Origin of the sequence: Streptomyces antibioticus, assembly GCF_002019855.1 — a bacterium.
Taxonomy (GTDB): domain Bacteria; phylum Actinomycetota; class Actinomycetes; order Streptomycetales; family Streptomycetaceae; genus Streptomyces; species Streptomyces antibioticus_B.
The window spans coordinates 7525189-7551909 of record NZ_CM007717.1; the positions used below are offsets into that span (position 1 = coordinate 7525189).

The window sequence follows — 26721 nt, forward strand, 5'->3', positions numbered from 1 at the left end:
ACGTGGGGAGTGCGAGCCACTGAACACGGGGCGACCGCGATCTCGTACCCAGGGGCCGGAAGAGGCGGAGTGGGGCCGCCGTCCGGCCCCTGGGGTCATTTTCGTCCCGGGCACCGGGGAACCCGCCGGGTCCCGACGCCTCTCCCCGGGCGTCGTGCCTCCCGCCGGCGGAGGCTTCCCTCCCCGGTCGCGGGAAGAGCCGCCGTCCATCCCGGACGGCGGCCTTCTCGTGCCCCCAGCCGGACGGACGCCCGCCGTCCAAGGACCGAGCCCGACGTCCGCGGACCGCCGGCGTCCGGGCAGACGACTGCCGCAGCCGGACCGCCCGCGACCGGACAGACGCCCGCCGTCCGCGACCGCACGGACGCCCGCCGTCCGCGACCGCACGGACGCCCGCCGTCCGCGGGCCGACGCCCGACGCCCGACGCCCGACGCCCGACGCCCGGCGTCCGTGGACCGCCCGCGGCTGCCGGGCCGATGACCGCCGCTGTCGGACCACCCGCCGCAGCCGGACCACCCGCCGCCCACGAGGACCGCCCGCCGCCGCCCCCGGATCCACGGCCCGCCCCCACCCCCACCCCTACGCCAACTGCCGCCGTACCAGCTCCCGTAGCCGGCCGTCCGGGGCGGCGAGCAGTGCGGCCGGGGGGCCCTGTTCGACGATCCTGCCGTGTTCCATGACGATCACCCGGTCGGCGTCCATGACCGTCGACAGCCGGTGCGCGATCACGACACGGGTCGCGTTCAGCTTGCGGGTGCTCTCGATGACCGTGCGCTGGGTGTCGTTGTCCAGCGCGCTGGTCGCCTCGTCGAAGAACAGGATGCGCGGCCGGCGGATCAGCGCCTGCGCGATCATCAGCCGCTGACGCTGGCCCCCGGAGACCGAACCGCTGCCGGCGACGATCGTGTGCAGTCCCATCGGCATCCGCTCGATGTCCCGCGCCAGCCCCGCCAGTTCGGCTGCCGCCAGCACCTCCTCCGGCGGATACGAACCGGTCCCCGAGATGACGTCCATGATCGAACTGGTGAAGGGCTGGGCGTGCTGGAGCACCACCCCGCACTGCCGGCGCACCGCCGCCAGGTCCAGCGCGGACAGGTCCTGGCCGTCGTAGAGCACACTGCCCGACGCGGGGCGGTCGAAGCCGATCAGCAGTCTCAGCAAGGTCGACTTGCCGCAGCCGCTCGGGCCGACGACGGCCGTGAACTCGCCCGGCCGCACCGCGAAGGACACGTCGTCCAGGACGAGCGGCCCGTCGTCGGAGTAGCGGAACGACAGCCGACGGGCCTCCAGCGCGCCCGACAGCGGACCCGGGCGGGTGCTCGCGGCTCGCACCTCGGGCGCCGCCTCCAGGACCGGCCGGATCTCCTCGAACAGCGGCAGCGCCGCCACCGCCGCCACGAACGCGCCGGTCAGCGAGGTGACCGCGGTCAGCAGCATCGTCACCGAGGTGTGGAAGGTGAGGAAGTCCGCCGCCGACAGCGCGCCCCGCGCCGGACCGGACAGCAGCATGAACATCAGCAGGGAGCACAGCGGCAGATGGACCGCGCCGAGCACCGTGCTGAGGTTCTTGATCCGGCCCAGCCGCTGCTGGAGCTCCCGGCTGCGCGCGAACTCCTCGGCCCAGGCCGCGTAGGCGTAGTTCTCGGCGGCCGCCACCCGTAGCTTCGGCAGCCCGCGCAGGGTCTGGAACGCCTGGTTGTTCAGCTTGTTGGAGAGCACCACCAGCCGCCGCTGCCAGCGCACCTGCCACAGCCCGAGCCCCAGGAACACGGCCGCCACGACGACCAGCATCCCGACCGCCGCCAGCGCCAGCGGCACGCTGTACCAGAGCAGCAGCCCCAGGTTCATCGCGCCGACCGTCACCGACTGCGCCACCGAGGGACCCAGGCCCGCGAGGAGCCGGCGGATCGCGCTGATCCCCATGGCCGCGCTCGCCAGTTCGCCGGTCGAGCGCTCGGCGAAGAAGGCCGTCGGCAGTCTCAGCAGCCGGTCCCACACGGCCGGTTGCAGGGTGGCCTCGATCCGGCCCTCCAGGCGCAGGATCGTCAGGTTCTGAAGGAGCGTGAACACCGCCGCCACCAGCGCGCCGATCAGCACCGCCACACACACCTGCGCGATCAGCCCCTCCTGGGCCCTCGGCACGTACTCGCCGAGCACCTTTCCGGTGGCGACCGGCACCAGCGCCCCGATCGCCACCGTCACCAGCCCGCTCAGCAGCAGATGGGCCAGGTCACCGCCGGTGCTCCGCACACTGAACCGCAGCAGCCCGAGCGGACCGAGCCGCCGTTCGGGCAGCGGCCGGTAGAACATGACGGCCCGCGGCTCGAACTCCGCCGCGTTGGCCTTCTCGACGGGCGTCTCGCGCCCCGTCGACGGATGGACGCTCACATAGCCGCCGCGCCGCCACAGCAGCGCGACCGGCGCCCCGGACAGGGCCCGCCGGCCCACCAGCGGACCCACGTCGTCGCGCCACCAGCGCCCGTCGAGCCGGACCGCCCGGGTGCGGACCCGGGAGGCCACGGCGATCCGCTCGACCGGGTCCAGCCGGTCGTCCGGCCGGTCGCCGTCCGCCGCACTGCGGGACGGTTCGACGAGGGCGATCCCGGCCGCCCGCGCCACCAGCCGGCACGCGGCGAACGTGGCGTCCGCGTCGTCGGCGGTCGTCCGGCCGGAACGCGGCCCCGCCTTGCGGCCGATGGACGCGAGGAGCGTGCGGTCGGCCCGGGCCCGGACCGCCTCACCGGCCTCGATCCCGGCGGCGGCCCGTGTCTCGTGGGTCCGTTCGATCTGCTCGATCCACCGGTCCAGCGTGGTCAGCAGCCGGTACTGCTGGTCGACCATGCTCTGCCACACCGCCGGGTCCATCAGCAGATCGGCGGCCGCCTCCGGGCCGTACAGCGACCCGTACCGCACGCTGCCCGGCGGCACCGGCATCCAGAACACGTCGTCGTCGGTCAGCTCCGCCGCGCCGCTCTCGCCGGTGGCCGTCGGCGCCTGGAACAGGACGGACAGGGCGCGGCCCACGCCGAGCGCGAGCGCGTACTCCAGCGGGCTCGACGCCGGTGGGACGTACTGGGGCGCGCCGTAGGAGTCGTAGGGGCCGTACGCGTCGTGGGCCCAGGTCCCGGTGTCCGCCTGCCGGTACAGCTCGCGCAGGCCGATGCGGTGCACCACGCAGTCGCGGGACGGGCGGGCCACCAGCGTGTGCCGGGCGCCGGTGACCGGGCCGAGCAGCAGGGCGCCCGCCTCCAGCCGGCCCAGATGATGCCAGTGCCCCTGCTCGGCGACGTCCACCGCGAACAGGTCCAGCGCCCCGGACACCACCAGCCACAGCACCTGGGGGCCCGCCAGGTCGAGCCGGGCGAGGCCCGCGCAGTCGACGCGCACGCCCGACTGCCCGAGCGCGGCGAGCACCTGGTCGCCCTGCTGCCGTACGTCGGTCATCTCACCGCTCCCCGACCAGCGCCGCGTACGCCCCGCCGCGCGCCACGAGGTCGTCGTGCCGCCCGCGTTCGACCACCGTGCCGTGCTGGAGGACGACGATCTCGTCGCTGTCGCGGACCGTGCTCAGCCGGTGCGCGATCACCACACAGGCGCAGCCGCGCCGCCGCAGGTTGCCCATGACGACCCGTTCCGTCTCCGCGTCCAGCGCGCTCGTCACCTCGTCCAGCACCAGGATGCTCGGCCGGCGCACCAGCGCCCGCGCGATCTCCAGCCGCTGGCGCTGGCCGCCCGAGAAGTTCCGCCCGTCCTGCTCGACCCGGCTGTGGATCCCGCCCGGACGCCGCGTCACGATGTCGTACAGGGCCGCGTCGCGCAGCGCCGCCACGACCGCCTCGTCCGGCACGGACGGATCCCACAGCGCCACGTTGTCGCGGACCGTGCCCTCGAAGAGGAACACCTCCTGGTCCACGAAGGAGACGGAGGCGGCCAGCGCCCCGCGCGGAATGTCGTCCAGACGCCGCCCGTCGATCCGGATCACCCCCTCCCACGGCGCGTACAGGCCCGAGATCAGCCGTGACACGGTCGACTTGCCGCTGCCCGAACCGCCCACCAGCGCCACCTGCTGCCCCGGACCGACCGTCAGGTCGAAACCGGACAACAGCGGCTTGTCCAGCGGGCTGTAGCCGAACGTGACGTCCACCAGCTCCACCAGGCCGCGCAGCCGGCGCGTCGAGCCGTCGGCACCGGCCGGGCGGTCGTAGAGCGGATCGGCGCGGAAGTTCTCCACGTCCTTCAGCCGCGCCACGTCCGCCGCGAAGTCCTGGATCCGCCCCGCCACCCCGTTCAGCCGGGTCAGCGGCGCGGTGAACCGGGTGACGAGCGCCTGGAACGCGACCAGCAGACCCACCGAGATACCGCCCTCGATCGCCCGCACCCCGCCGATCCACAGGATCAGCGCGCTGTTGAGCGAGGCCAGCGTCGGCGCCACCACCCCCAGCCAGGCGCTCGGCACCCCGAGCCGCTGCTGCTCCTCCAGCGTGGTCGCGTGCTGCCCCGCCCACTTGCGGAAGTAGGCGTCCTCACCGCCGGTCGCCTTCATCGTCTCGATCAACTGGAGCCCGGTGTACGCCGTGTTGGTGAGCCGCGCCGAGTCGGCGCGCAGTTTCGCCGTGCGTGTCGCCCGCATCCGTACGACGACCCGCATGGCGACGACGTTCAGCAGCGCCACCCCGACGCCGACAAAGGTCAGTTGGGGGTCGTAGGTGTAGAGGAGCACGGCGTACAGGACGACGACGACCGCGTCCACGCCCGCCGCCGCCAGGTCCCGGGCGAGGGTCTCGGCCACGGCGTCGTTGGACTGGAGACGCTGGACCAGGTCGGCGGGGCTGCGCTGGGAGAAGAAGGTGACCGGCAGCCGCAGCAGATGCCGCAGGAAGCGGGCGCTGGAGAGCGTCGAGGAGACGATCCGGCCGTGGTGCAGATTGGCCTGCTGGAGCCAGGTCAGCACCAGGGACAGCAGGACGCAGGCGCCCATGGCCGCGAACAGCGTTCCCAGCAGCGAGGTCTGACCGCCGATCAGATACGTGTCGATCCAGGTCCGGCTCAACGCCGGTACGGCGGCGCCCACCACGACCAGCAGCAGGCTCGCCAGCACGGCGGCCGGCAGGGTGCCCGCGGTGCCGCGCAGCCGGGCCGGCAGTGCGCCCAGCACCCCGGGGCGGCGGCCGCCCCGCTCGAAACCCTCACCGGGTTCCAGCACCAGGACCACCCCGGTGAAGCTGCCGTCGAAGTCCTCCATCGGCACGAACCGCCGCCCCTTGCCGGGGTCGTTGACGAACACCCCGCGGCGTCCGAAACGGCGGCCCATCCCGTCGTAGACGACGTAGTGGTTGAACTCCCAGAACAGGATCGCGGGCGATCGCACCGCCGCGAGCGCGGCCAGGTCCATCTGCATGCCCTTGGCCGTCAGCCCGTAACCGCGGGCCGCCTTCAGCAGGTTGCCGGCGCGTGAGCCGTCCCGCGAGACGCCGCACGCGATGCGCAGCTCCTCCAGCGGGACGTGCCGGCCGTAGTGGGCGAGGACCATGGCGAGCGAGGCCGCGCCGCACTCGACGGCCTCCATCTGGAGCACGGTGGGCGTCCGGACCGTCTTCACCCGGCTCCGGGGGACGGTCGTGCGGCGGGTCGGCGCGGCCCGGCGCCGTCCGCGCCCCTCGTGACGGTCGCGTCGGTCGTGTCGGACGGCGGTCACGGCAGCAGCCAGTCGACCGGGCGCTGCGCGGCCACCCGGATCGCGCCGGAGGCCAGGGTCATGGAGGTCAGCCGGTAGGGCGGCCCGTCCTTGGAGGACCAGCGGTAGCCGCTCTTCGTCGACGGCGACGGATCGAGGCGGACCAGGACGGCCACCGGGCGGCCGTCCTTCGTGAACTGCTCGCCGAGCCCGCTGTCGCCGAGGAACGCGGCGATGCGCTGCGCCGACTGGGCGGTGCGGTCCACCGACTTCACATGGCCGCGCAGCACGCCGTACTCCTGGGACGGCACGGTCTGCACGGTCAGATCGACCGCCGCGCCCTCCGCCACCGACGCGGCGTGCTGCGCCGGCACGTACACCGTGGCGTACAGCGGGTCGTCGGCGTCGGCGACCTTCTCGACGGCGGCGACGTTCGCGCCGGTGGCGATGATCTGGCCGAGGGTGGCGGCCAGTGCCGTGATCCGCCCCGCGGCGACCGTGCGCACCACGGCCTCGCCGTCGGCCGTACGCACCTTCAGCACGGGCGCGTCGGCGGGCAGCCGTTCGCCCTCCTTCGCGAGGACGGCGGTGACCTGGCCGGCGGCCGGGCTCTGGAGGATGTAGCTGCCCTCGCCGTGGGTGAGGACGGCCGGCGCGTCCACCGTGGAGGAGACCGAACCGGTCACCGCCCACACGGACGCGGCCGCCATGACGACCACGGTCACGGACAGCACCAGCCAGCCCTGCGGGCGTGCGAAACGCACCGGAAGGTCGAGCTCCTCCGGCGACTGGAGTCTGGCGAGGGCCTGTTGTCGGAACTGCACGGGCTTCTCTCGGGGGCGGGACGAAGGGGGGCCGGGGTGGGACGACCGGACTTCTCGGGGAGGGCCGGGTACGCCGACGGGTCCCGGAGCCGGACACCGGCTCCGGGACCCGGAAGGTCACACGGGTGCGGTCAGAGACCGGCGACCAGGTTGGTGACCGGGGCGGTGCTCAGGCCGGTGACGCCCTCGACCGTGCCGACGGCCGTGTCGACCAGGCCGGAGACCGGGGCGACGCCGTCCACCAGGCCGGTGACGGCACCCAGGGCGTTGAGGGACAGACCGCCGGAGACGTTGTCCAGCTCGGCGTCGGCGATCTCGGCGGTCTCGACCTGGGGGATGGAGGTCATGGGGAACTTCCCTTCACATGGAAATCTCTACAAGGGGGAGCGGCCCCCTCTGGGGACAGACGGCCGCGGACCGCGGGCCCTGAGCGCCCGTTCCCGGACGCCCCCGGCTTCCCGCGGTGCGATGGATCAAAGCAGGTCCGCGGCGCGCGCAGCCACCCACGCACCCTCCTCACCTGGGCACTTGCGGCACAGACGCGGGAAACCGTGCAGACGCGCGCACCCGATGTCGGCCACTTCTCCACAGCTTTGCCGGTAACGGCCGGGACGGGTGCGGGGACCGGGGCCGCGAATCGGACACTCCCGGCCCGCCGGCCCGCGGGACACCACCCGGTTGTGCAGAACCGCCGCACCCCGTGACCCGCTTGGGCAATCCATGTGCAGATTCCCTGAAGCCGGGATTCCGCTCCCAGATGTCGACGGACCGTCACCACCCGGACACACCCCCGTCGAACCGGCGGATTCCCGGACCCGCAAAGGAAGTTGGCAATCGCGATGAACGCATCACCCGCCTCCCGCGTACCTATGGCCAACCAGGCGCCGCTGTACGACGGGGCTGCCGAACGCCGGCAGCCGGACCCCGCCCCCCAGGAGGTCGAGTTTTTTGAGTCACAAGCGAGTTTCGAAGCGCAAGGCCGTGATCGCGGTCGGCGGTGTGGCGGCGCTCGGAGCGGCGGCATTCCTGCTTCCCCACGCCAACGCCTCGCAGGACGGCTCGGGCGACGCCGCCGCGGTGAAGACCCTCAAGGCGGGCGACGCCTCGGATCTCGCCTCCCGGCTCCAGGAACTGCTCGGCGACGCCTTCGCCGGTTCGTACTACGACGCCGCGCAGCAGCAGCTCGTGGTCAATGTCATCGACGTCTCCGGCGACAAGAACAACGTCATCGTGCAGGCCCAGAAGGCCGGCGCCAAGGTCCGTGAGGTGGAGAACAGCACGGCCGAGCTGAAGACCGCGGCCCAGACCCTCAAGGCCCGCGCGACCATACCCGGCACCTCGTGGGCCGTCGATCCGCGCACCAACCAGATCCTGGTCACCGCCGACTCCACGGTCACCGGCGGCAAGTGGGACCGCCTGGAGTCCACCGTCCAGAGCCTCGGCTCGGGCGTGGCGACCATCAAGAAGTCGGCCGGCACCTTCAAGACCTTCGCCTCCGGCGGCGACGCCATCTTCGCCGGCGGGGCGCGCTGTTCCCTCGGCTTCAACGTGACCGCGGGCGACGGCTCCCCGGCCTTCCTGACGGCCGGTCACTGCGGTGTCGCGGCCGAGCAGTGGTCGGACGCGCAGAACGGCGCGCCGATCGCCACCGTCGACCAGGCGACCTTCCCCGGCGACGGCGACTTCGCACTCGTGAAGTACGACGACCCCAACACGCAGGCGCCGAGCGAGGTCAACCTCGGCCAGCAGACGGTGCAGATCAGCGGGGCCGCCGACGCGACCGTGGGCACCCAGGTCTTCCGGATGGGCAGCACCACCGGCCTGTCCGACGGTCAGGTGCTCGGACTCGACGCCACCGTGAACTACCCCGAGGGCACGGTCACCGGCCTCATCCAGACCAACGTGTGCGCCGAGCCCGGCGACAGCGGCGGTTCCCTGTTCACCCAGGACGGTCTGGCGATCGGTCTGACCTCCGGCGGCAGCGGTGACTGCACGGTGGGCGGCGAGACGTTCTTCCAGCCGGTGACCACCGCCCTCCAGGCGGTCGGCGCGACCCTCGGCGACGGCGGCGCGGGCGCGGGCGGCGGCCTCGGTGCCGACGACCAGGTCGGCGGCGAGGAGGCCGGTGCGGGCGCGGGCGCCGGTGCGGAGGAAGGCGCGGGTGCCGACGCCGGTGCCGGTGCCGGTGAAGAGGCCGGCGCGGGCCAGGAGGCGGGCGCGGGCCAGGAGGCCGGTGCCGACGACCAGGCCGGTGCGGACCAGCAGGCCGGCGACGCGGGCGGCAACGGCGGCGGCCACGGCAAGGCACGCGGCGGCAACGGCGGCAACGGCGCCGGTGCGGGCGGGCACTGACCCGGACACCCAGTGACGGTCCGGCCCTCCGGCGGGAGGGCCGGACTTCCGTCTGCGGTGCGGTCAGCCGTCCTCCCGCGCCGCCCGCAGCAACAGCAGCGCCACGTCGTCGATGCGCTCCTCGGCCGCCGCGTAGTGGCCCACCAGCTCGTCGGCCACCTCCTCCAGCGGACGGTCCCCGGCCTCGCCGAGCCGCCGCCCCAGATCCGCGATCGCGTCCTCGATGTCCACCCCCGGCGACTCGATCAGCCCGTCGGTGTAGAGGGCGAGGACACTGCCGGGCGACAGGTCGACCTCCGTCGTCGGATAGGTGGCCGTCGGGACGATGCCCAGCGGCGGTCCGCCGGCGAGGTCCAGGACCCGCACCCGGCCGTCCGCCCGGCGCAGCAGCGGCGGCGGATGGCCCGCGCGGGCCATGACCGCCCGGTGCCGCTCCGGATCCAGCCGCAGATACAGACAACTCGCGAACCGGTCCGAGCCCAGATCGATCAGCAGCCGGTTGGTGCTGCGCATGACCTCCCCCGGCTCCTGCCCGACCGTCGTGTACGCGCGGACGGCGGTACGGATCTGGCCCATCAGCCCGGCCGCCGTCACGTTGTGCCCCTGGACGTCCCCGATCACCGCCGCGGGCAGCGGCCGGGAGGGCACCAGGTCGTAGAAGTCGCCGCCGATCTCCATGCCCCGGGTGGCCGGCAGATAGCGGGCCGTCGCCTCGATGCCGGGCAGCGCGGGCAGGGAGGGCGGCAGCAGGGCCGCCTGGAGCCCGTGCGCGAGCTGGTGCTTGGCGTCGTAGAGCAGCGCACGGTCCAGCGCCTGCGCGATCAGGCCCGCCAGGCTGGTGAGCACCGCCCGCTCATGGGTGGAGAACAGGTGCGGGGTGGCGTACGCCAGCACACAGGCGCCCACCGGGCGGCCGGAGGCGATCAGCGGCAGGAACGCCCAGGACGCGAACCCGTCGGGGCTCTCCTGCCGGGCCGGGTACAGATGTTCGAGCTGTCGTCGTGACTCGAAGAACGCGGGCACCCCGTGGACGACGGTGTGCGCGCCCGGCGTCTGCGAGGACAACGGCATCCCGTCGAACCGCTGCACGACCCGCGGATCGGGATACCCGTGATGGCCCAGCACGTGCAGCCGTCCCGCCCGCGCCCCCAGCAGCGCCAGCGCCTGGCTGCCCACGGCCGGGGCGATCTCGTCCGCCACCAGCCCCACCACGTCCTGCACGCTCACCGTCTCGGTGAGCGCCCCCGCCAGGCTCAGCGCCTGCGACATCGACACCAGCCGGGTCGGCGCGTCCCCCGACCGCGGGCCCGACGGTCTGTTCTCCGTCACCGCCCGGGCCCGGGAGATCCGCACGCTGATCCCGGTGGTGCTCGGATACAGCCGGAACGACAGCCAGTCCGAGGGCGGCCGCAGCGCCACGAACGACACCGCGTCCTGGCTGATCAGCGCCGCCCGGTAGCGCTCCTCGTAGGAAGGGTCGTTCAGCCAGGGCACCGACGCCCACAACTGGGTGCCGAGCAGCCTGGTGGCCGGGACGCCGAGCATCTCCGCCGCGGCCGCGTTGACGAACCCCACCCGTCCGCCCAGATCCAGCGAGCACAGCCCGTACGGCAGCCGGGCCACCATCCGGGCCGCCTCCACCGGGCCCAGGGTGCGCGCGGCGCCGCCCACCGGCCCCGCGTCCAGCAGATCGGACTCGGCGCGCACGGTCCGGTTCTCCTGCGCCGCCCGCTCCAGCCGGGCCGCCAGCCGGTCACAGGCCGAGGTCAGCTCCCGGCGCTCCCGCTCGGTCAGCTCCGGCGGCCGCGAGCCGGGCCAGGTCATGAAGACGGCGCCGTACACCCGTTCGGCGGTCGCGAGCGGTACGGCGGCGAGCGCGAAGGGATACGGCAGGACGACGGCGATCCGCGGATAGCGCCGGGCCATCTCCTCCTGCCCGCCCACCCACACCAGCCGCCGCTCGCGCACGGCGTCCGCCACCGGGATGGGCGCGCTCAGTCCCACTCGCTCCCAGGGCGCCGCGAAGGACCGGGGCAGCCCCGCCATCACCGCCATCTCCAGCAGCGGCTCGTCACCGGGCCGCAGATAGACGGCCCCCGAGTGCGCCCCGACGGCGTCCATCATCGAGGTCAGCGCCAACGACAGCAGCGGCTCCCGGATCGGTGGCCGAACGGCGGCCGCGCCCTGCGCATCGACCACGGCGACCACCTCCTCACCAGGCCGCACGACCCCCGAACCCAAATCTGCCCCCTACGGGCCCACCGCGCACGGCGAGCACCCCCTCACCCGACGTCCACCATGCCCACCCAGGGGCGCGGGGAACTGCGCGACCGGCCCCCACCGGACCCGCACCCGCACTCGACCCGTCACAGGGGCTGCGTCACCTCGCCAACCGCGCTGTAATGACGGACGTGGTCGATGCGGATACGGGTGCGACGCGGAGCGATTCCGCACCGCCGCGTGCCGAGATCGCCCTGAAGACCGTCACCGCCGCCCCCGCCACCCCCGAGCGGACGCGCCGCGTCCTCGAACAGGCACTGGTCTTCTCGGGCGCGGCCCTCGCCGCCGTCTACCTGCGAGGCGACGACGGACGGACCCTCTGCCTGGCCGAGTCCGCCGGTGTCCCGCGCACCCTGTACGGGCTGCGCGAGGGCTACCCCGTCGACGGCCTCTCCCCGGCCGCCGAGGCGCACCGCACCGGACGCCCCCTGTGGCTGGGCCCCGCCGAGCTGGCCGGCTTCCCCGACGCGCGGCGGATGCCCGTACGGGACATCCATCTGGCGGCCCTGCCCGTACCCGGGGGCGGCGGCTGTCTGCTCGCCATGGGGGAGCGCCCCGCCGGCTTCGGCCCCGACGACCGCACCGCCCTCGCGCTCGTCGCGGAGGCCCTCGCCCGGACCGCCGGCCCCGCCGCCGGAACCGGCGCGGCCGAGAGCGAGACACCGCACGGCAACGCCTTCTCCCTCGCCATGGACTCCGGCCGGGTGGAGGTCGGCGACGACCTCCTCGACCTGTTCGGGCTGGAGCGGGAGGCGTTCGACGGGCGGGTGGAGACCCTGCTCGGGCTCACCGTCCCCGAGGACCTGCCGTCCCTGATGTCGGTGGTCGAGGCCGACCACATGTCGATCGGCGAACGCGAACTGGAGTTCCGGGTGCTGCGGCCCGACGGCCCGCCCCGCTGGCTGCGGCTGCGCGGCCGGCTGCTGCCCGGCGGGGAGGGCCGTCCGGTCCGGCTGGCCGGCACCGTCGCCGACGCCTCCGCGCTGCGCCCCGAGGTCACCGACGTCGCCCGGGTGCAGAAGCTGGCCGCCGCGCTCGCCACCGCCGGCACCGTCCGTGACGTCGGACAGGCCGTCGTCGCCGCGCTGCGCAAGCCGCTGCGCGCCGACCGGATCGCCCTGGCCGAGCTGGAGAACGACCGGCTCGTCGTCACCGTCCTCGACCCGCCCGCCCCGGAGTCCTGGCCCGAGCTGTGGCAGTCGGAGTGGCGCACCGAGTGGCCCGACGCGCCCGTGCGCGCCATGCCCACCCTCGCCGCCGCGCTGCGCGACGGCCGGGCCCGGATCTGGCCGGCCGGCTCCGCCGACCTGGAACCCGCCCTCGCCGAGGTCGGCCCCGGCGGGCTCGCCGTGCTGCCGCTGCCCGGCGTGGGCCGGATGGCCGGCGCCTGTCTGATCGGCTGGGACACCCCGCACGACTTCGGCCCCGACGAACGCGCCCTGCTCACCGCGTCCGCCGGACTCGCCGGGCAGGCGCTGACACGTGCCCACGCCTTCGACGCCGAGCACGAACTCGTCGCCATGCTTCAGCGCCAGCTCCTGCCGCGCCGGCTGCCCAAGCTCCCCGGCGGGGTCGCCGTGGCCCGCTATCTGCCCGCCACCGCGGGCCTGGAGGTCGGCGGCGACTGGTACGACGTCATCCCGCTGCCCGACCACCATGTGGCCCTGGTCATCGGGGACGTCCAGGGGCACAGCGCGGGCGCCGCCACCCTGATGGGCCAGATGCGCACCGCGCTGCGCGCCTACGCCGCCGAGGGCCACCCGCCGGACGTGGTCGTCGCCCACGCCAACCGTCTCCTCATGGAGCTGGAGACCGACCTCTTCGCCACCTGCTGCTATGTCGACGTCGACATGGAGGCCGGCACCGCCTGGTGCGTGCGCGCCGGACACCCGCCGCCCGTGCTGCGCCACCCGGACGGCGCAACCGACATCGCCGAGGCCGACGGCGGGCCCCCGCTGGGCGTGCTGGACCGGGCCGAGTTCCCGATGACCCCGCTGCGGCTGCTGCCCGGCACGGTGATCGCGCTGACCACCGACGGGCTGGTGGAGTCCGCCGAGCTGGACATGGACACCGGCCTGGACCGGCTCGCCCACGAACTGTCCGTCTCCGACCCCGCCCACCTGGGCCTCGTCGCCGACGCGCTGCTCGGCAACGCCCACCGGGGCGACGACGTGGCCCTGCTCCTGATGCGCTACGACGGCATGGCCGTCCGGCCGCTGCGGGAGGGCTGGACGGTGTGGCGGGTACCCGAGGCGGCCCGGCACGCCCGCCGCTTCACCAAGCGCTCCCTGCGGTCCTGGGGGGTGCCCGCGGAGGCCATGGACACCGCGCTGCTGGCCGTCTCCGAACTGGTCACCAACGCGCTCGTGCACACCGACGGCCGGGTCAGGCTGGACCTCACCCTGATCCACCGCCGGCTGCGGATCGCCGTCACCGACACCTCCCCGCGCACCCCCGTCAAACCCACCCATCTGGGCTGGGAGTCCACCGGCGGGCGCGGCATCCTGCTCGTGGAGGCCATGTCCGACGCCTGGGGCACGGTCCCGGTCAGCGGCGGCAAGCAGGTGTGGTGCGAACTCCAGCTCACGTACTGAGCGCGTGACCGGACTCGCCGCTCCCCGACAATCAGGCGACAATCGGGCAAACCGATGAATGAACGATCCGATCCGGACATCCAGGGCTAGGGTGAGGCAGATGAAGGCTCTCGTGCTGTCCGGAGGTGCCGGTACCCGGCTGAGGCCGATCACCCACACCTCGGCCAAACAGCTCGTCCCCGTCGCCAACAAGGCCGTCCTCTTCTACGGCCTCGAATCCATCGCCGCCGCGGGCGTCACCGAGGTCGGGGTGATCGTCGGCGACACGGCCGACGAGATCCGCGAAGCCGTCGGCGACGGCTCCCGCTTCGGCCTGCGCATCACCTACATCCCCCAGGAACGGCCCCTCGGCCTCGCGCACGCCGTCCTGATCGCCCGCGACTGGCTCGGCGACGACGACTTCGTCATGTACCTCGGCGACAACTTCATCGTCGGCGGCATCACGGACCTCGTCGACGAGTTCCGCCGCACCCGCCCCGACGCCCAGATCCTCCTCACCCGCGTCCCCGACCCCCGCGCCTTCGGCGTCGCCGAACTCGATGCCGCAGGACAGGTCGTGGGCCTGGAGGAGAAGCCGCGGGCGCCCAAGAGCGACCTCGCGCTCGTCGGCGTCTACCTCTTCACCCCCGCGATCCACGAGGCCGTCCGGGCGGTACGGCCCTCCTTCCGCGGCGAGCTGGAGATCACCCACGCCATCCAGCACCTCATCGACCAGGGCGCCGACGTCCGCTCCACCATCATCAAGGGCTACTGGAAGGACACCGGCAACGTCGTCGACATGCTGGAGGTCAACCGGACCGTCCTGGAGAGCCTCGACCGCCGGATCGACGGCCGCGTCGACGACGCCTCCGAGACCGTCGGCCGCGTGATCGTCGAGGCCGGCGCGACCGTCGTCAACTCCCGGCTGGTCGGCCCCGTCGTGATCGGCGCCGGCACCGAGGTCCGCGACTCCTACGTCGGCCCCTTCACCTCCGTCGCCGAGAACTGCCGCATCACCGACAGCGAGCTGGAGTTCTCCATCGTCCTGCGCGACTCCTCCATCGACGGCGTCGGCCGCATCGAGAACTCCCTCATCGGCCGCCACGTCGAGGTCACCCCGGCCCCCGGCGTCCCCAGCGCCCACTGCCTCGTCCTGGGCGACCACAGCAAGGTGCAGATCCACAGATGAACCTCCTCGTCACCGGGGCCGCCGGATTCATCGGGTCCGCCTATGTGCGCGGGCTGCTCGCCGCGGGCGGGGACGTCGATGTCACCGTGCTGGACAAGCTCACCTACGCGGGCACGCTCAGCAATCTGCCGATCGGCCATCCCCGGCTGGAGTTCGTGCAGGGCGACGTCTGCGACGCCGATCTCGTCGACAAGGTGGTCGCCGGGGCCGATCAGATCGTGCACTTCGCCGCCGAGTCCCATGTGGACCGCTCCATCGACGGCGCGGGCACGTTCGTGCGCACCAATGTGCTCGGCACCCAGACCCTGCTGGACGCCGCCCTGCGGCACGGTGCCGGGCCGTTCGTGCACGTGTCGACGGACGAGGTCTACGGCTCCATCGAGACGGGCTCCTGGTCCGAGGACCGTCCGCTCGCGCCCAACTCGCCGTACTCCGCGTCCAAGGCGTCCTCCGACCTCATCGCGCTCGCCTACCACCGCACCCACGGCCTGGACGTGCGCGTCACCCGTTGCTCCAACAACTACGGGCCCCACCAGTTCCCCGAGAAGGTGATCCCGCTCTTCGTGACCAACCTCCTCGACGGCGGGCGGGTCCCGCTCTACGGCGACGGCCGCAACGTCCGCGACTGGCTGCACGTCGAGGACCACTGCCAGGGCGTCGACCTCGTCCGCACCAAGGGCCGTGCCGGGGAGGTCTACAACATCGGCGGCGGCACCGAACTGAGCAACCGCGAGCTGACCGGCCTGCTCCTCGACGCCTGCGGGGCCGGCTGGGACCGGGTCGACCACGTCGCCGACCGCAAGGGCCACGACCTGCGCTACAGCGTCGACTGGAGCAAGGCCCGCACCGAACTCGGCTACCGGCCCCGCCACGACTTCACGACGGGCCTCGCCGACACCGTCGCCTGGTACCGGGACCACCGCGACTGGTGGGAACCCCTCAAACGGGGGGCGCGCCCATGACCCGCTGGCTCGTCACCGGCGCCGGCGGCATGCTCGGCCGCGACACCGTCGCCGAACTGGCCCGCCGCGGCGCCGACGTGACCGGACTCGGCCGCGCCGACCTCGACATCACCCACCCCGAGTCCGTCGCGCACGCCTTCGCCGCGCACCGCCCCGACCTGGTGGTCAACTGCGCCGCCTACACGGCCGTCGACGACGCCGAGACCGACGAGCCGCGCGCCCTGGCCGTCAACGGCGAGGGCCCCCGGCTGCTGGCCCGCGCCTGCGCAGAGCACGGCGCCCGGCTGCTGCACGTCTCCACCGACTACGTCTTCGACGGCGCCGCCCGCACCGCCCCCTACCCCGAGGACCACCCGCCCGCACCCCGCTCCGCCTACGGCCGCACCAAACTCGCCGGCGAGCGGGCCGTCCTCACCGCACTCCCCGACGCCTCCGCCGTGGTGCGCACCGCCTGGCTCTACGGCGTCCACGGCACCAGCTTCGTGCGCACCATGCTCGACCTGGAGGCCCGCCGCGACACCCTCGACGTCGTCGACGACCAGCGCGGCCAGCCCACCTGGAGCGCCGACGTCGCCGCCCGCCTCGCCGACCTCGGCCCGCACGTCGGCCGTGGCGCGCACGGCGTCTTCCACGCCACCGCCGCCGGCGAGGCCACCTGGTACGACCTGGCCCGCGAGGTGTTCCGCGGCATCGGCGCCGACCCCGGGCGGGTCCGCCCCACCACCTCCGACGCCTTCCGGCGGCCCGCGCCCCGCCCGGCGTACAGCGTCCTCGCCCACGGCCGCTGGCGGGAGGCGGGCCTGCCGCCGCCCCGCGACTGGCGCACCGCCCTGCTCGAAGCACTGCCCCTCATCCGCGAGGAGACCCGAGGAGAAGCCGCGTGAAACGCCACGACTTCCTGCGCGCCCTGCACAAGGCCACCGCCAACCGCAACTACCTGGAGATCGGGGTCAACGACGGCCGCAGCCTGCGGCTGTCCCGGGTCCCCAGCATCGCCGTGGACCCCGCCTTCAAGGTGACCTCGGAGCTGCGCTGCGACGTCCACCTGGTCAAGGCGACCAGCGACGACTTCTTCGCCCGCGCCGACCCGCTCGCCCATCTCAGGGGCGGCCGCCACCCCTGGCGCAATCTGCGCCGCGGCCGCCATCCGCTCGGACACTGGCGGCGCACCACCCTCGACCTCGCCTTCATCGACGGCATGCACCTCTTCGAGTACGCGCTGCGCGACTTCGTCAACGTCGAGCGGCACGCCGACTGGTCGAGCGTGATCGTCCTGGACGACATGCTGCCGCGCACCGTCGACGAGGCGGCGCGCGAGCGGCACACCACCGCCTGGACCGGCGACGTCTACAAGGTCGGCGAGATCCTCAACCGCTACCGGCCCGACCTGGTCACCGTCCTGGTCGACACCCAGCCCACCGGCCAACTGGTGGTCTTCGGCGCCGATCCGCGCAACCGGGTGCTCTCCCAGAAGTACGACGAGATCATCGCCGAGTACGACGTGCCGGACCCGCAGAAGGTCCCCGAGTCCGTCCTGGACCGGGTCCGCGCGGTCCCGCCGGAGGTCCTGCTCGACGCCGGTCTGTGGCGCCCGCTGGTCCGCGCCCGCAACCTCGGTCTGCCCCGCTCCCGGGGCTGGGAGCCGCTGCGCGCCGCGCTGGAGCGGATCGCCGTCGGCGGCTGAGCCACCACGGCATCAGGGGCGGGAGGCGTACGACGGCGGCAGCCCGGACGCCTCCCCCCTTTTTTGTTCCGCTGGCGAAGGCGCCGTCGCCTCACCCCGTCCGCGCGGTGATCCTGCCGACGATCCGGTGCAGGGCGCGCCGCGTCCGGCGGACCAGCCGGCGCACCCGTCCGGGCCGGTGCGCCGGCACCGCGCGCACCCGGTCGGCGCCGGCCCGCAGCGCGAACGGCAGCGGATGGAAGCGGTCCGCCTCGCCCTCCCGGGCGCCCGGCGCGAGGCACAGGGACGCCCGCCAGGTCCGTCCGGTGAGGGCGGCCGTGGGCAGGACGGCCTCCAGACGGCCGCCCGCGGTGAGCACGGCCGGTACGTCCTGGGCGCCGGGGCCGGTCAGCCGCAGCACCGCCTCCGCCGGGGCGGGCACGTACAGCGGCAGGTCCACGCCCAGCCGGTCGCCGTCCACCGTGACGTCGGCGGGCGTGAGCCGCCCCAGCCCGAGCCGCTTGCCCGCCCGGCCGACGTCCAGCGCGAGCGAGCCGTGCCGCTCGGTCCAGTACGGCAGCACCACCCGGCCCGCGACCACCCCGGCGGGCGGGGCGGGCACGTCGTGACGCGGGGCGGGGCCGAGCCGCAGTTCCTTCGTCCAGCCGCCGATGCCGACCCGCACGTAGGCGTCCCACAGGCCGTCGGCGGGCAGCACCTCGCGGGCGCCGGGGTCCACGGCCGCCGTACCGCGCAGCACCAGCCGTACCCGGCTGCCGTCGCCCACCGGGACGGTCTCCCGGACCACCTCTCCCGGCTGGAAGTACTGGGCGGCGCTGGCGCGTTCGCGCAGCAGCAGGTCCGGCCGGGCGCGGCCGAACCGGACCACGACGTCCTCGCCGAGCCAGCGCACCGCCTCGGCGACGTCGTGCGGCGGCCACGGCGGGGAGCCCCCGGCGGAGGGGAAGGTCATCGGGCGGCCGTCGTGGGTGAGTTCGGCGGCGAAGGCGATCCGCAGCAGGCCGCCCTGCCAGCGCACGGACTCCGGTTCGACGGTGAGCGCGACCCCGGCCTCCCACTCCGCGAACGCCACCGTGTCGTCGTAGCGGCCGTCCGCGACCAGGGCGGCGACGACCCGCTGGGTGGGCTGGAGCGGGGCCGCCACGCCCGGCCCGAACCGCTCGGTGACCACGGCGTGGATCTCGTCGAACAGCTCCCTGCGGTAGTCCTCCGGCAGGTTCAGGAAGCGCCGGCCGCGCAGCCGCTCCACCATCTCCACGCGCAGCCAGCGGCGGAACAGCTTGTCGCGCAGCGGGCCGGGCTCGGTGTACTTCTCGACGACGTCCAGGGCCTCGCGCAGGTTCTTGAAGTAGCCGACCGGGTCGAAGCGCTGGAACCCGGCGTTCGCGGCGTCGTCGCGCCGCACGTGGTAGTAGCAGACGTAGTTGCCGAGCACGGAGACATTGCTCGCGCGCAGATACGCCTCGGTGACGAAGACATGGTCCTCGAGGCGGCGCCGCCCCTCGGGGAAGCGGAGCCCGGTGCGTTCCAGGAACGCGCGGCGGACCATCTTGTGCGGGGTGAGGCTGTCGATGAGCGGCGCGTTCTCCACGGTGGCGCGTGGCCGGTCGGTCCGGAACAGCTCCACCGGCACGCCGCGGCCCCGGCCGGCCATCTTGCCCACGACCACGTCCGCGTCGTTCGCGACGCCGTAGTCGTACATCCGCTCCAGGGCCTCGGGGCCGAGGTGGTCGTCGTTGTCGACGAACATCACGTACTCGCCGCGCGCGGCGTCGATGCCGACGTTGCGCGGCTTGCCCGACCAGCCGGAGTTCTCCTGGTGGATCACCGTCACCCGGGGGTCCTCGGCGGCGAGGGCGTCGAGCCGGGCCGGGGTGGCGTCGGTCGAACCGTCGTCGACGAAGATCACCTCGTACGCGTCGGGCGGCAGCGACTGCCCGAGCAGCGAGGCGATGCAGTCCTCGATGTAGCGGCCGGGGTTGTAGACCGGGACGATGACGCTGACCTTGACCGGCATCGGGCTCCTGGCCCCCTCTGTTCTCGCCGTGGGACGGGCGCGTGGCCCGATGCTAACCCCGCGGAACGGGGCCCACCTGTTCTGTTCCGCGCCGCACCCCGGACTTCGCCGACCGTTCACGGCCCGGACCCGTCGGACCCGGTTCGCCCGGCCGGGGGAGGGGCCACGCGTAGCCTGACACCGTGCGACTGCTCCTCATGTCCGACACCCACCTCCCGCGCCGCGCCAGGGCGCTGCCCGCCCCGCTGCTCGACGAGATCCCCCGCGCGGACGTGGTGTTCCACGCCGGGGACTGGGTCGACACCGCCACCCTCGACCTGCTGGAGAGCCGCAGCCGCCGCCTGGTCGCCGTGTACGGCAACAACGACGGCCCCGAGCTGCGGTCCCGGCTGCCCGAGGTGGCGTACGCCGACCTCGGCGGCCTGCGCTTCGCGGTCGTCCACGAGACGGGTCCCGCCCGGGGCCGGGAGGCGCGCTGCGCGGCGGACTTTCCCGGGGTGGACGTCCTGGTCTTCGGCCACAGCCACATCCCCTGGGACACGACGGCCCCCGGCGGCCTCCGCCTCCTGAACCCGGGCTCCCCGACGGACCGCCGCCACCAGCCCCACTGCACGTACCTCACGACGACGATCACGAACGGCCGCCTGACGGATGTGGCCCTGCACCGGTTGCCGCGACGCGGTTGACCGGGGTCGGGGTCGGGGGCCGGCTCGGCCGGGTTCGGGTGCCGGGGCGTGGTCGTGCACCGGGTGCCCGGTCAGTTCTGCGGTCGTTCGCCGTGGATCGTGCCCGTCGTGGAGGAGAGGGGCGCCCCCGTGCCGTTCCAGCGCTGGGCGATGATCTCGGCGGCCACGGATACGGCCACCTCCTCCGGGGTGCGGGCGCCGAGGTCGAGGCCGATCGGGGAGCGGAGGCGGGACAGTTCGGGGGTGGTGAGGCCGGCCTCGGTCAGGCGTCGGTGCCGGTCCTCGTGGGTGCGGCGGCTGCCCATCGCCCCGATGTACGCGGCCGGGCGGCGCAGCGCCTCCTCCAGCAGCGGTACGTCGAACTTCGGGTCGTGGGTGAGGACGCAGATCACCGTGCGGGCGTCGGTGTCCGTGCCGCGCAGATAGCGGTGCGGCCAGTCCACGACGACCTCCACGCCGTCCGGGAAGCGCCGGGGCGTCGCGAAGACCGGGCGGGCGTCGCACACCGTGACCCGGTAGCCGAGGAAGGCGCCGATCCCGGCCACGGCGGCCGCGTAGTCGATCGCCCCGAACACCAGCATCCGCGGCGGCGGTGCGAACGAGTGCAGGAAGACCGTGACGGAGTCCTCGCGGCGCTGCCCGCGCGGCCCGTAGTGGCGCAGCCCGGTCGCCCCGAGGGCGAGTCCGCCGCGCGCGTCGGCGGTGACCGCCGCGTCCAGGCCCGCCGTGCCGAGCGTGCCGACGGTCCGGTCCGGCCGGACGGCGAGCGTGGCGCCGCGCGGCGCGGGCCCGTCGGTCACCGTGGCCACGATCACCGGCTCGTGCGCGGCCACCGCGTCGGCGACCTCGCCGAGGACGGCGTCCCGCGCGGGGTCGACCGCCCGCACCAGGACGGTGATCTCGCCGCCGCAGGTCAGCCCGACGGCGAAGGCGTCCGCGTCGCTGTAGCCGAAGGTCTCGAGGCGGGCCCGGCCGCTCGCCACCACCTCCCGGGCCAGTTCGAACACCTCGCCCTCCACGCAGCCGCCGGACACGCTGCCCACCACCGCGTCGTCCGGGCCCACCGCCATCGCCGCCCCCGGCTCGCGCGGCGCGCTGCGGCTGACGGCGACCACGGTGGCGAGCCCGAACGGCTCACCGGCCGCGTACCACCCGGACAGCGCCGGAAGAATCTCGCGCATGCTTGAACGTTAATCCGTTGCCGCGCCCCGCGCCGTTCTGCTGCACTGCGCGGGTACCACCGACCCCACCGCACAGGAGCCGAGATGCGAGCGACGTCCATGTCCACCCAGCAGGAAGGAACCACTCCTCTCTCCAAGGACATGACACCTCGTGCATCTGCTCAACCTCGGGATCCTCGCGCACGTCGACGCCGGTAAGACCAGCCTGACCGAACGGCTGCTGCACCACGCCGGGGTCATCGACGAACTCGGCAGTGTCGACGCCGGCAGCACCCGGACCGACACCCTCGCGCTGGAGCGGCAGCGCGGCATCACCATCAAGGCCGCCGTCGTCTCCTTCCCGGTCGACGGCATCACCGTCAACCTCATCGACACCCCCGGCCACCCGGACTTCATCGCCGAGGTGGAGCGCGTCCTCGGCGTGCTCGACGGCGCGGTCCTGGTCGTGTCGGCCGTGGAGGGCGTCCAGGCCCAGACCCGTGTCCTGATGCGGACCCTGCGCCGGCTGGGCATCCCCACCCTGGTCTTCGTCAACAAGACCGACCGGCGCGGCGCCCGCCCGGAGGGCGTCCTGCGGGAGCTGTCCGAGCGGCTCGCGGTACCGGTCGTCGCCATGGGCTCCGTCACGGCACCCGGGACACCGGCCGCCGCCTTCACACCCGAGGACCCGGCCCCCGACGTCCTCGCCGACCACGACGACACCCTCCTCGCCGCGTACGTCGACGGCACCCTCACGCCCGCCCGGGTGCGCGCCGCCCTGCGCGCCCAGGCCCACCGGGGCGTCGTCCACCCGGTGTACGCCGGGTCCGCCGCGACCGGTGCCGGGGTGCCCGAACTCGTCGCCGGGATCAAGGAGTTGCTGCCCCCGGCCGCCGGTGACCCCGACGGCCCGCTGTCCGGCACCGTCTTCAAGGTGGAGCGCGGCCCGGCCGGCGAGAAGATCGCCTACGCCCGGCTCTTCTCCGGCACCCTGCGGGTGCGCGACCGGATCGGCGCCGACGACGCGCGGAGCAAGGTCACCGCGGTCAGCGTCTTCGCCGACGGCGCGGACACGCGCGCCGAGGCGGTGCCCGCCGGCCGGATCGCCCGCCTGTGGGGCCTGACCGACGCCCGGGTCGGCGACAGCCTCGGCACGCCCCGGCCCGGACACGGCCGCTTCTTCGCGCCGCCGACCCTGGAGACGGTCGTCGTACCGGGCCCCGGCACCGACCGCCGCGCCCTGCACCTGGCCCTGACCCGGCTCGCCGAACAGGATCCGCTGATCGGCCTGCGCCACGACGAGGTCCGCGCCGAGACGTCCGTGTCGCTCTACGGCGAGGTGCAGAAGGAGGTCCTCCAGGCGACCCTGGCCGACGAGCACGGTCTCGCGGTCACCTTCCGGGAGACGACACCGCTCTGTCTGGAGCGCCCGGCCGGGACCGGGGCGGCCGCCGAGTTCATCAAGAAGGGCGATCACCCCTTCCTCGCCACCGTCGGTCTGCGGGTGGAGCCCGCGCCGCCCGGCACCGGGGTGACCTTCGGCCTGGAGGTGGAGCTGGGCGCGATGCCGTACGCGTTCTTCAAGGCGGTCGAGGACACCGTGCGCGAGACCCTCGCCCAGGGGCTGCACGGCTGGCGGGTCACCGACTGCGCGGTCACCATGACCCACTCGGGCTACTGGCCCCGGCAGAGCCACGCCCACCAGGGCTTCGACAAGAGCATGTCCAGCACCGGCTACGACTTCCGCGGTCTGACCCCGCTGGTCCTCGTCGACGCGCTGCGCCAAGCGGGCACCCGGGTGCACGAGCCGATGCACCGCTTCCGGCTGGAGGCCCCCGCGGACACGCTCGGCGCGCTGCTGCCGGTGCTGGCCGCGCTGGACGCCGTACCGGGCACGACCCGGACCGAGGGGGCGCGGTGTGTGCTGGAGGGGGTGGTGCCGGCCGCGCGGGTGCACGCGCTGGAGCAGCGGATCCCCGGACTGACGCGGGGCGAGGGGGAGTGGGAGAGCGCCTTCGACCACTACGCGCCGGTGGCGGGCGGCGCGGTGCCGGAACGGCCGCGCACGGACCGCAATCCGCTGGACCGCAAGGAGTACCTGCTGAACGTGACGGGCCGGGTGGGCGGTTGAGACGGCGCACCGGGCAACTGGTCTGATTGATCGTCAACTTACTCGCGAGTCAGAACCTATTGACGGTGTCCGGAAGCCGCCGGAATGTAGTGGACATGCCGAATATCCGAGCACGTCTGCTCGCTGTTCTGGTGGTCCTCTGCGGACTCTGCGGCTTCCTCACGGCGGCGGGCACCCCCGCCGCCGGTGCCGCCGCCCTCCCCGACTCCCTGCCGTTCGACGGCACGGCGCTCACCGTCGCGAACGGCCGCTTCGTCGACGGGCACGGCCGCGAGGCCGTCCTGCGCGGCTACAACGTCTCCGGCGAGACCAAACTCGACGAGAACAAGGGCCTGCCCTTCGCCTCGGTCGCCGACGCCAGGAAGTCGGCGACCGCCCTGCGTGCCCTCGGCGGCGGCAACTCCGCCCGCTTCCTGCTCTCCTGGGCCTACGCCGAGCCGGTGCGCGGCCAGATCGACACCGCCTATCTGGCCGCCGCCACCGACCAGATCCGCGCCTTCCTCGACGCGGGCGTCCGGGTCCACCCCGACTTCCACCAGGACCTGTACTCCCGGTACCTGTTCAACTCCGGAAGCTGGTACACCGGCGACGGCGCGCCCAAGTGGGCCGTGGAACTGGGCGGTTACCCCCGGGAGTCGTGCGGGATCTGCTTCTTCTGGGGCCAGAACATCACCCAGAACGGCGCGGTGAAGGCCGCCCAGTACGACTTCTGGCACAACGCCCACGGCCTCCAGGACTCCTTCCTCACCATGGCCGAGCGGACGATGACCTACATCCGGCAGCACCTCACCGCCGAGCAGTTCGCGGGCGTCCTCGGCTTCGACCCCTACAATGAGCCGTACGCTGGCACCTACGACTCCGGCCAGACCAGCCGTACTTGGGAACGCGATCTGCTGTGGCCCTTCTATGTGCGCTTCCGGGCCCGGATGGACGCGGCGGGCTGGCAGGACAAGCCCGCCCTGGTCGAACCCAACCTGTTCTGGAACGCCAACATCACCTCCCAGCGGCAGGAGGGCGGCCTCCTCGATGCGGGCACCCTCGGCTCCCGATACGTCCTCAGCACCCACTTCTACGACCAGAAGGCCATCTCCGCGATCCTGATGCCCGGCAAGGCGGCCGACGGCCAGTACGTCACCGACTTCGGCGCCCTGCGCGACCGCGTGTCGGCGGCCGGGACCGCGGCGCTCGTCAGCGAGTTCGGGCACCCGCTGTCCGGCCTCGTCTCCGACAAGGCGCCCACCGTGCTGAAGGCGATGTACCAGGCGCTCGACTCCCGTGTGAAGGGCGCGAGTTGGTGGACCACCCCGGCCGCCTCCGGACCGGTCCTCTCCGGTGCGCAGTGGCAGTGGGACATCTACCACGGCCGTCATCACGAGCTGATGAACGGCAACCCCGACAAGGTCCTCACCGCCGGGGACGCCTGGAACGACGAGGACCTCTCCGCCGTACGCCTGGACGACAACGGCACGGTGACGCTCCGTCAGGACGCGCGGCTGCTCGACCGGATCTACCCGAGCGCCACCTCGGGCACCGCCCTCGCCTTCACCTACGAGGACCGCTCCCGCGACGGCTCCACCACCCTCACCTGGAACCCGGTGCCCGCCGCCCTGCCCAACGTGGCCGCACTGGTCGGCTCCGGACAGTACGGGCTGCTGGTCTGGCGGTCCGGCACCGGCACGGCACCCACCGAACTGCACCTCCCCGCGTCCTTCCCAACCTCCACCACGACGGTCGTCTCCGACCTCGGCACGGCCCACGGTCCGCCGGCGTACACCCCCACCACCCCGATCGCCACGGCTCCCGAACCGGGCGGCACGGGCAGCCGACGCCTCCTGCTCACGACCACCGGCCAGGGCACCGTGCACTACGCCCTGATCACCAACGGCGCGACGGCCCCCTCGGCGACCCTGCTGGCCGCAGCCCGCACCGAACTGGCCTCCTGGGTGGGCCAGAAGTTCGCCTAGGCCACCGCTCAGGCCAGCCGCCCGACCGCCTCCACCACTCTGCCCGTCCCGTCCTCCTCGCGCACCCGGGCGCCCAACTCCCGGGCCCGCGCACGGAATCGCGGGTCGCCCGTGGCGCGGGTGAGGGCCGCCGCCAGGTTCTCCGCGGTGAGGCGGCGGGTGGGGAGGGCGGTCGGGGCCACGCCGAGGGTGAGCAGGCGGTGGGCCCAGAAGCTCTCGTCGAACTGGACCGGTACCGGCACGGCGGGCACCCCGGCCCGCAGTCCGGCGGCCGTGGTGCCCGCGCCGCAGTGGTGGACCACCGCGGCCGTCTCCGGGAAGAGCAGCGCGTGCGGGACCTCGCCGACGGTCAGCATGTCGTCGCCGTCGGCCTCGAGACCGCTCCAGCCGCGCTGGATCACCCCGCGCAGCCCGGCCCGCCGCAGCGCCCCGACGACCAGCCGGCTCAGCCCCGCCGGATCCGGCACGGTCGCGCTGCCCAGGCCCACGAAGACCGGGGCCGGCCCCGCGTCCAGGAACTCCCGTACGTGCGGCGGCAGTCGGCGCTCACCGTCGTACGGCCACCAGTAGCCGGTGATGTCGAGGTCCGGCCGCCAGTCGCGGGGCCGGGGGACGACCAGGGGGCTGAACCCGTGCAGCACCGGTCCCGCAGGCGGGGTGCGGGGGCGGCCGGGCGGCAGGCCGAGCCGGGAGCGCAGCGCCGGCAGGGCGGGGGCGAAGACACGGTCGACGGCCCACTCCACACCATGCCCGGCGAGCCGGTTGGCGGGTCCGCCGAAGGAGCCGCCCCCGAGCAGCGGCGGCCCGAACTCCCGCGTGGGTGCGACCGGTTGGAGCGGGAGTTCGATCACCGGGAGCCCGAGCCCCTCGGCGATCGTACGGCCGAGCGGCCCCACCGACGCGGACACCAGCAGCACCTCGCTGCCGCGCGCCGCCGCCAGGACCTCGTCGGCCAGCTCGCCCACCCGTGCCCGGGCGATCCGCACCACCCGCAGCAGCTTGCCCGCGCCGGTCGTGCTGCGGCGCAGGCCCCGGCCGCGCACCGACTCCAGTTCGGCGCGCGGATCGACCGGGAGGGCGTGGAAGGCCACCCCCGAGCCCGCCACGAGCGGCGCGAACCGTCCGTGCGTGACCAGGGTGACCTCGTGGCCCGCGCGCACGAGCGCGTGCCCGAGTCCGGTGAAGGGGGCGACATCGCCCCGGGAGCCCGCCGTGATGACCGCC

17 protein-coding genes are annotated in these 26721 nt (G+C 74.0%); 9 read left to right on the plus strand and 8 right to left on the minus strand.

The window, feature by feature from the left end; translation table 11 throughout:
* Positions 1 to 580: 580 nt before the first annotated feature.
* The 4 genes from AFM16_RS34160 to AFM16_RS34175 form a co-directional block, all read right to left on the minus strand.
* Positions 581 to 3445, minus strand: coding sequence for an NHLP bacteriocin export ABC transporter permease/ATPase subunit (locus AFM16_RS34160; RefSeq protein WP_078636257.1), 2865 nt, complete (start codon positions 3443 to 3445; stop codon positions 581 to 583).
* A 1-nt stretch (position 3446) separates the two neighbouring features.
* The gene (locus AFM16_RS34165) at positions 3447 to 5696 is read right to left on the minus strand and encodes an NHLP family bacteriocin export ABC transporter peptidase/permease/ATPase subunit (RefSeq protein WP_078636258.1); all 2250 of its coding nucleotides are present in this window, start codon (positions 5694 to 5696) and stop codon (positions 3447 to 3449) included.
* Positions 5693 to 6499, minus strand: coding sequence for an HlyD family efflux transporter periplasmic adaptor subunit (locus tag AFM16_RS34170; protein WP_078636259.1), 807 nt, complete (start codon positions 6497 to 6499; stop codon positions 5693 to 5695). Before AFM16_RS34170 ends, AFM16_RS34165 begins: the two co-directional genes overlap by 4 nt.
* A 131-nt stretch (positions 6500 to 6630) precedes the next feature.
* Complete coding sequence (locus tag AFM16_RS34175; protein ID WP_030795773.1) at positions 6631 to 6846, minus strand: hypothetical protein; 216 nt, start codon at positions 6844 to 6846, stop codon at positions 6631 to 6633.
* 601 nt (positions 6847 to 7447) lie between these two features.
* On the opposite strand from AFM16_RS34175, the gene AFM16_RS34180 reads away from it, so the two are divergent.
* A complete protein-coding gene (locus AFM16_RS34180; protein ID WP_078636260.1) occupies positions 7448 to 8851 on the plus strand; it encodes a S1 family peptidase in 1404 nt (467 codons plus the stop codon).
* A gap of 63 nt (positions 8852 to 8914) precedes the next feature.
* Here the strand turns inward: AFM16_RS34180 and AFM16_RS34185 are convergent, their stop codons facing one another.
* On the minus strand, positions 8915 to 11059 hold the full coding sequence (locus AFM16_RS34185; RefSeq protein ID WP_030795776.1) for a SpoIIE family protein phosphatase: 2145 nt from the start codon (positions 11057 to 11059) through the stop codon (positions 8915 to 8917).
* Positions 11060 to 11253: 194 nt separating this feature from the next.
* Between AFM16_RS34185 and AFM16_RS34190 the strand changes: the two genes are divergently transcribed.
* The 5 genes from AFM16_RS34190 (at position 11254) to AFM16_RS34210 (ending at position 17539) form a co-directional block, all read left to right on the plus strand.
* Complete coding sequence (locus AFM16_RS34190) at positions 11254 to 13725, plus strand: SpoIIE family protein phosphatase (RefSeq protein ID WP_078636261.1); 2472 nt, start codon at positions 11254 to 11256, stop codon at positions 13723 to 13725.
* A gap of 100 nt (positions 13726 to 13825) precedes the next feature.
* Positions 13826 to 14893 carry a glucose-1-phosphate thymidylyltransferase gene (locus AFM16_RS34195; RefSeq protein ID WP_030795778.1) on the plus strand — a complete coding sequence of 356 codons (1068 nt, stop codon included), beginning with the start codon at positions 13826 to 13828 and terminating at the stop codon, positions 14891 to 14893.
* Entirely contained in the window at positions 14890 to 15855 is a 966-nt protein-coding gene (gene rfbB, locus AFM16_RS34200; protein WP_078636262.1) for a dTDP-glucose 4,6-dehydratase, read from the plus strand. Before AFM16_RS34195 ends, rfbB begins: the two co-directional genes overlap by 4 nt.
* The gene (gene rfbD / locus AFM16_RS34205) at positions 15852 to 16739 is read left to right on the plus strand and encodes a dTDP-4-dehydrorhamnose reductase (RefSeq protein WP_078636263.1); all 888 of its coding nucleotides are present in this window, start codon (positions 15852 to 15854) and stop codon (positions 16737 to 16739) included. The genes rfbB and rfbD overlap by 4 nt, the downstream gene beginning before the upstream one ends.
* Positions 16736 to 17539, plus strand: a complete 804-nt coding sequence (locus tag AFM16_RS34210; protein ID WP_030795781.1) for a class I SAM-dependent methyltransferase — start codon at positions 16736 to 16738, stop codon at positions 17537 to 17539. The genes rfbD and AFM16_RS34210 overlap by 4 nt, the downstream gene beginning before the upstream one ends.
* Positions 17540 to 17630: 91 nt before the next feature.
* Here the strand turns inward: AFM16_RS34210 and AFM16_RS34215 are convergent, their stop codons facing one another.
* Positions 17631 to 19556 (minus strand): glycosyltransferase family 2 protein, encoded by a 1926-nt coding sequence (locus AFM16_RS34215; RefSeq protein WP_078636264.1) that lies wholly within the window; start codon positions 19554 to 19556, stop codon positions 17631 to 17633.
* 182 nt (positions 19557 to 19738) lie between these two features.
* Between AFM16_RS34215 and AFM16_RS34220 the strand changes: the two genes are divergently transcribed.
* Positions 19739 to 20242 carry a metallophosphoesterase family protein gene (locus AFM16_RS34220; protein WP_078636265.1) on the plus strand — a complete coding sequence of 168 codons (504 nt, stop codon included), beginning with the start codon at positions 19739 to 19741 and terminating at the stop codon, positions 20240 to 20242.
* A gap of 71 nt (positions 20243 to 20313) precedes the next feature.
* On the opposite strand, the gene AFM16_RS34225 is transcribed toward AFM16_RS34220, so the two are convergent.
* Entirely contained in the window at positions 20314 to 21423 is a 1110-nt protein-coding gene (locus AFM16_RS34225; protein ID WP_078636266.1) for an XdhC family protein, read from the minus strand.
* A gap of 151 nt (positions 21424 to 21574) precedes the next feature.
* Here AFM16_RS34225 and AFM16_RS34230 point away from each other — a divergent pair, with 151 nt between their 5' ends.
* Together AFM16_RS34230 and AFM16_RS34235 are read left to right on the plus strand one after the other, a co-directional pair.
* Positions 21575 to 23533: an elongation factor G gene (locus AFM16_RS34230; RefSeq protein ID WP_078636267.1), complete on the plus strand. Its 1959-nt coding sequence runs from the start codon at positions 21575 to 21577 to the stop codon at positions 23531 to 23533.
* A 95-nt stretch (positions 23534 to 23628) separates the two neighbouring features.
* Positions 23629 to 25497, plus strand: a complete 1869-nt coding sequence (locus AFM16_RS34235; RefSeq protein WP_107419338.1) for a cellulase family glycosylhydrolase — start codon at positions 23629 to 23631, stop codon at positions 25495 to 25497.
* A gap of 8 nt (positions 25498 to 25505) precedes the next feature.
* Here AFM16_RS34235 and AFM16_RS34240 read toward each other — a convergent pair whose 3' ends face one another.
* Positions 25506 to 26714, minus strand: coding sequence for a glycosyltransferase (locus tag AFM16_RS34240; RefSeq protein ID WP_078637180.1), 1209 nt, complete (start codon positions 26712 to 26714; stop codon positions 25506 to 25508).
* Positions 26715 to 26721: the final 7 nt, after the last annotated feature.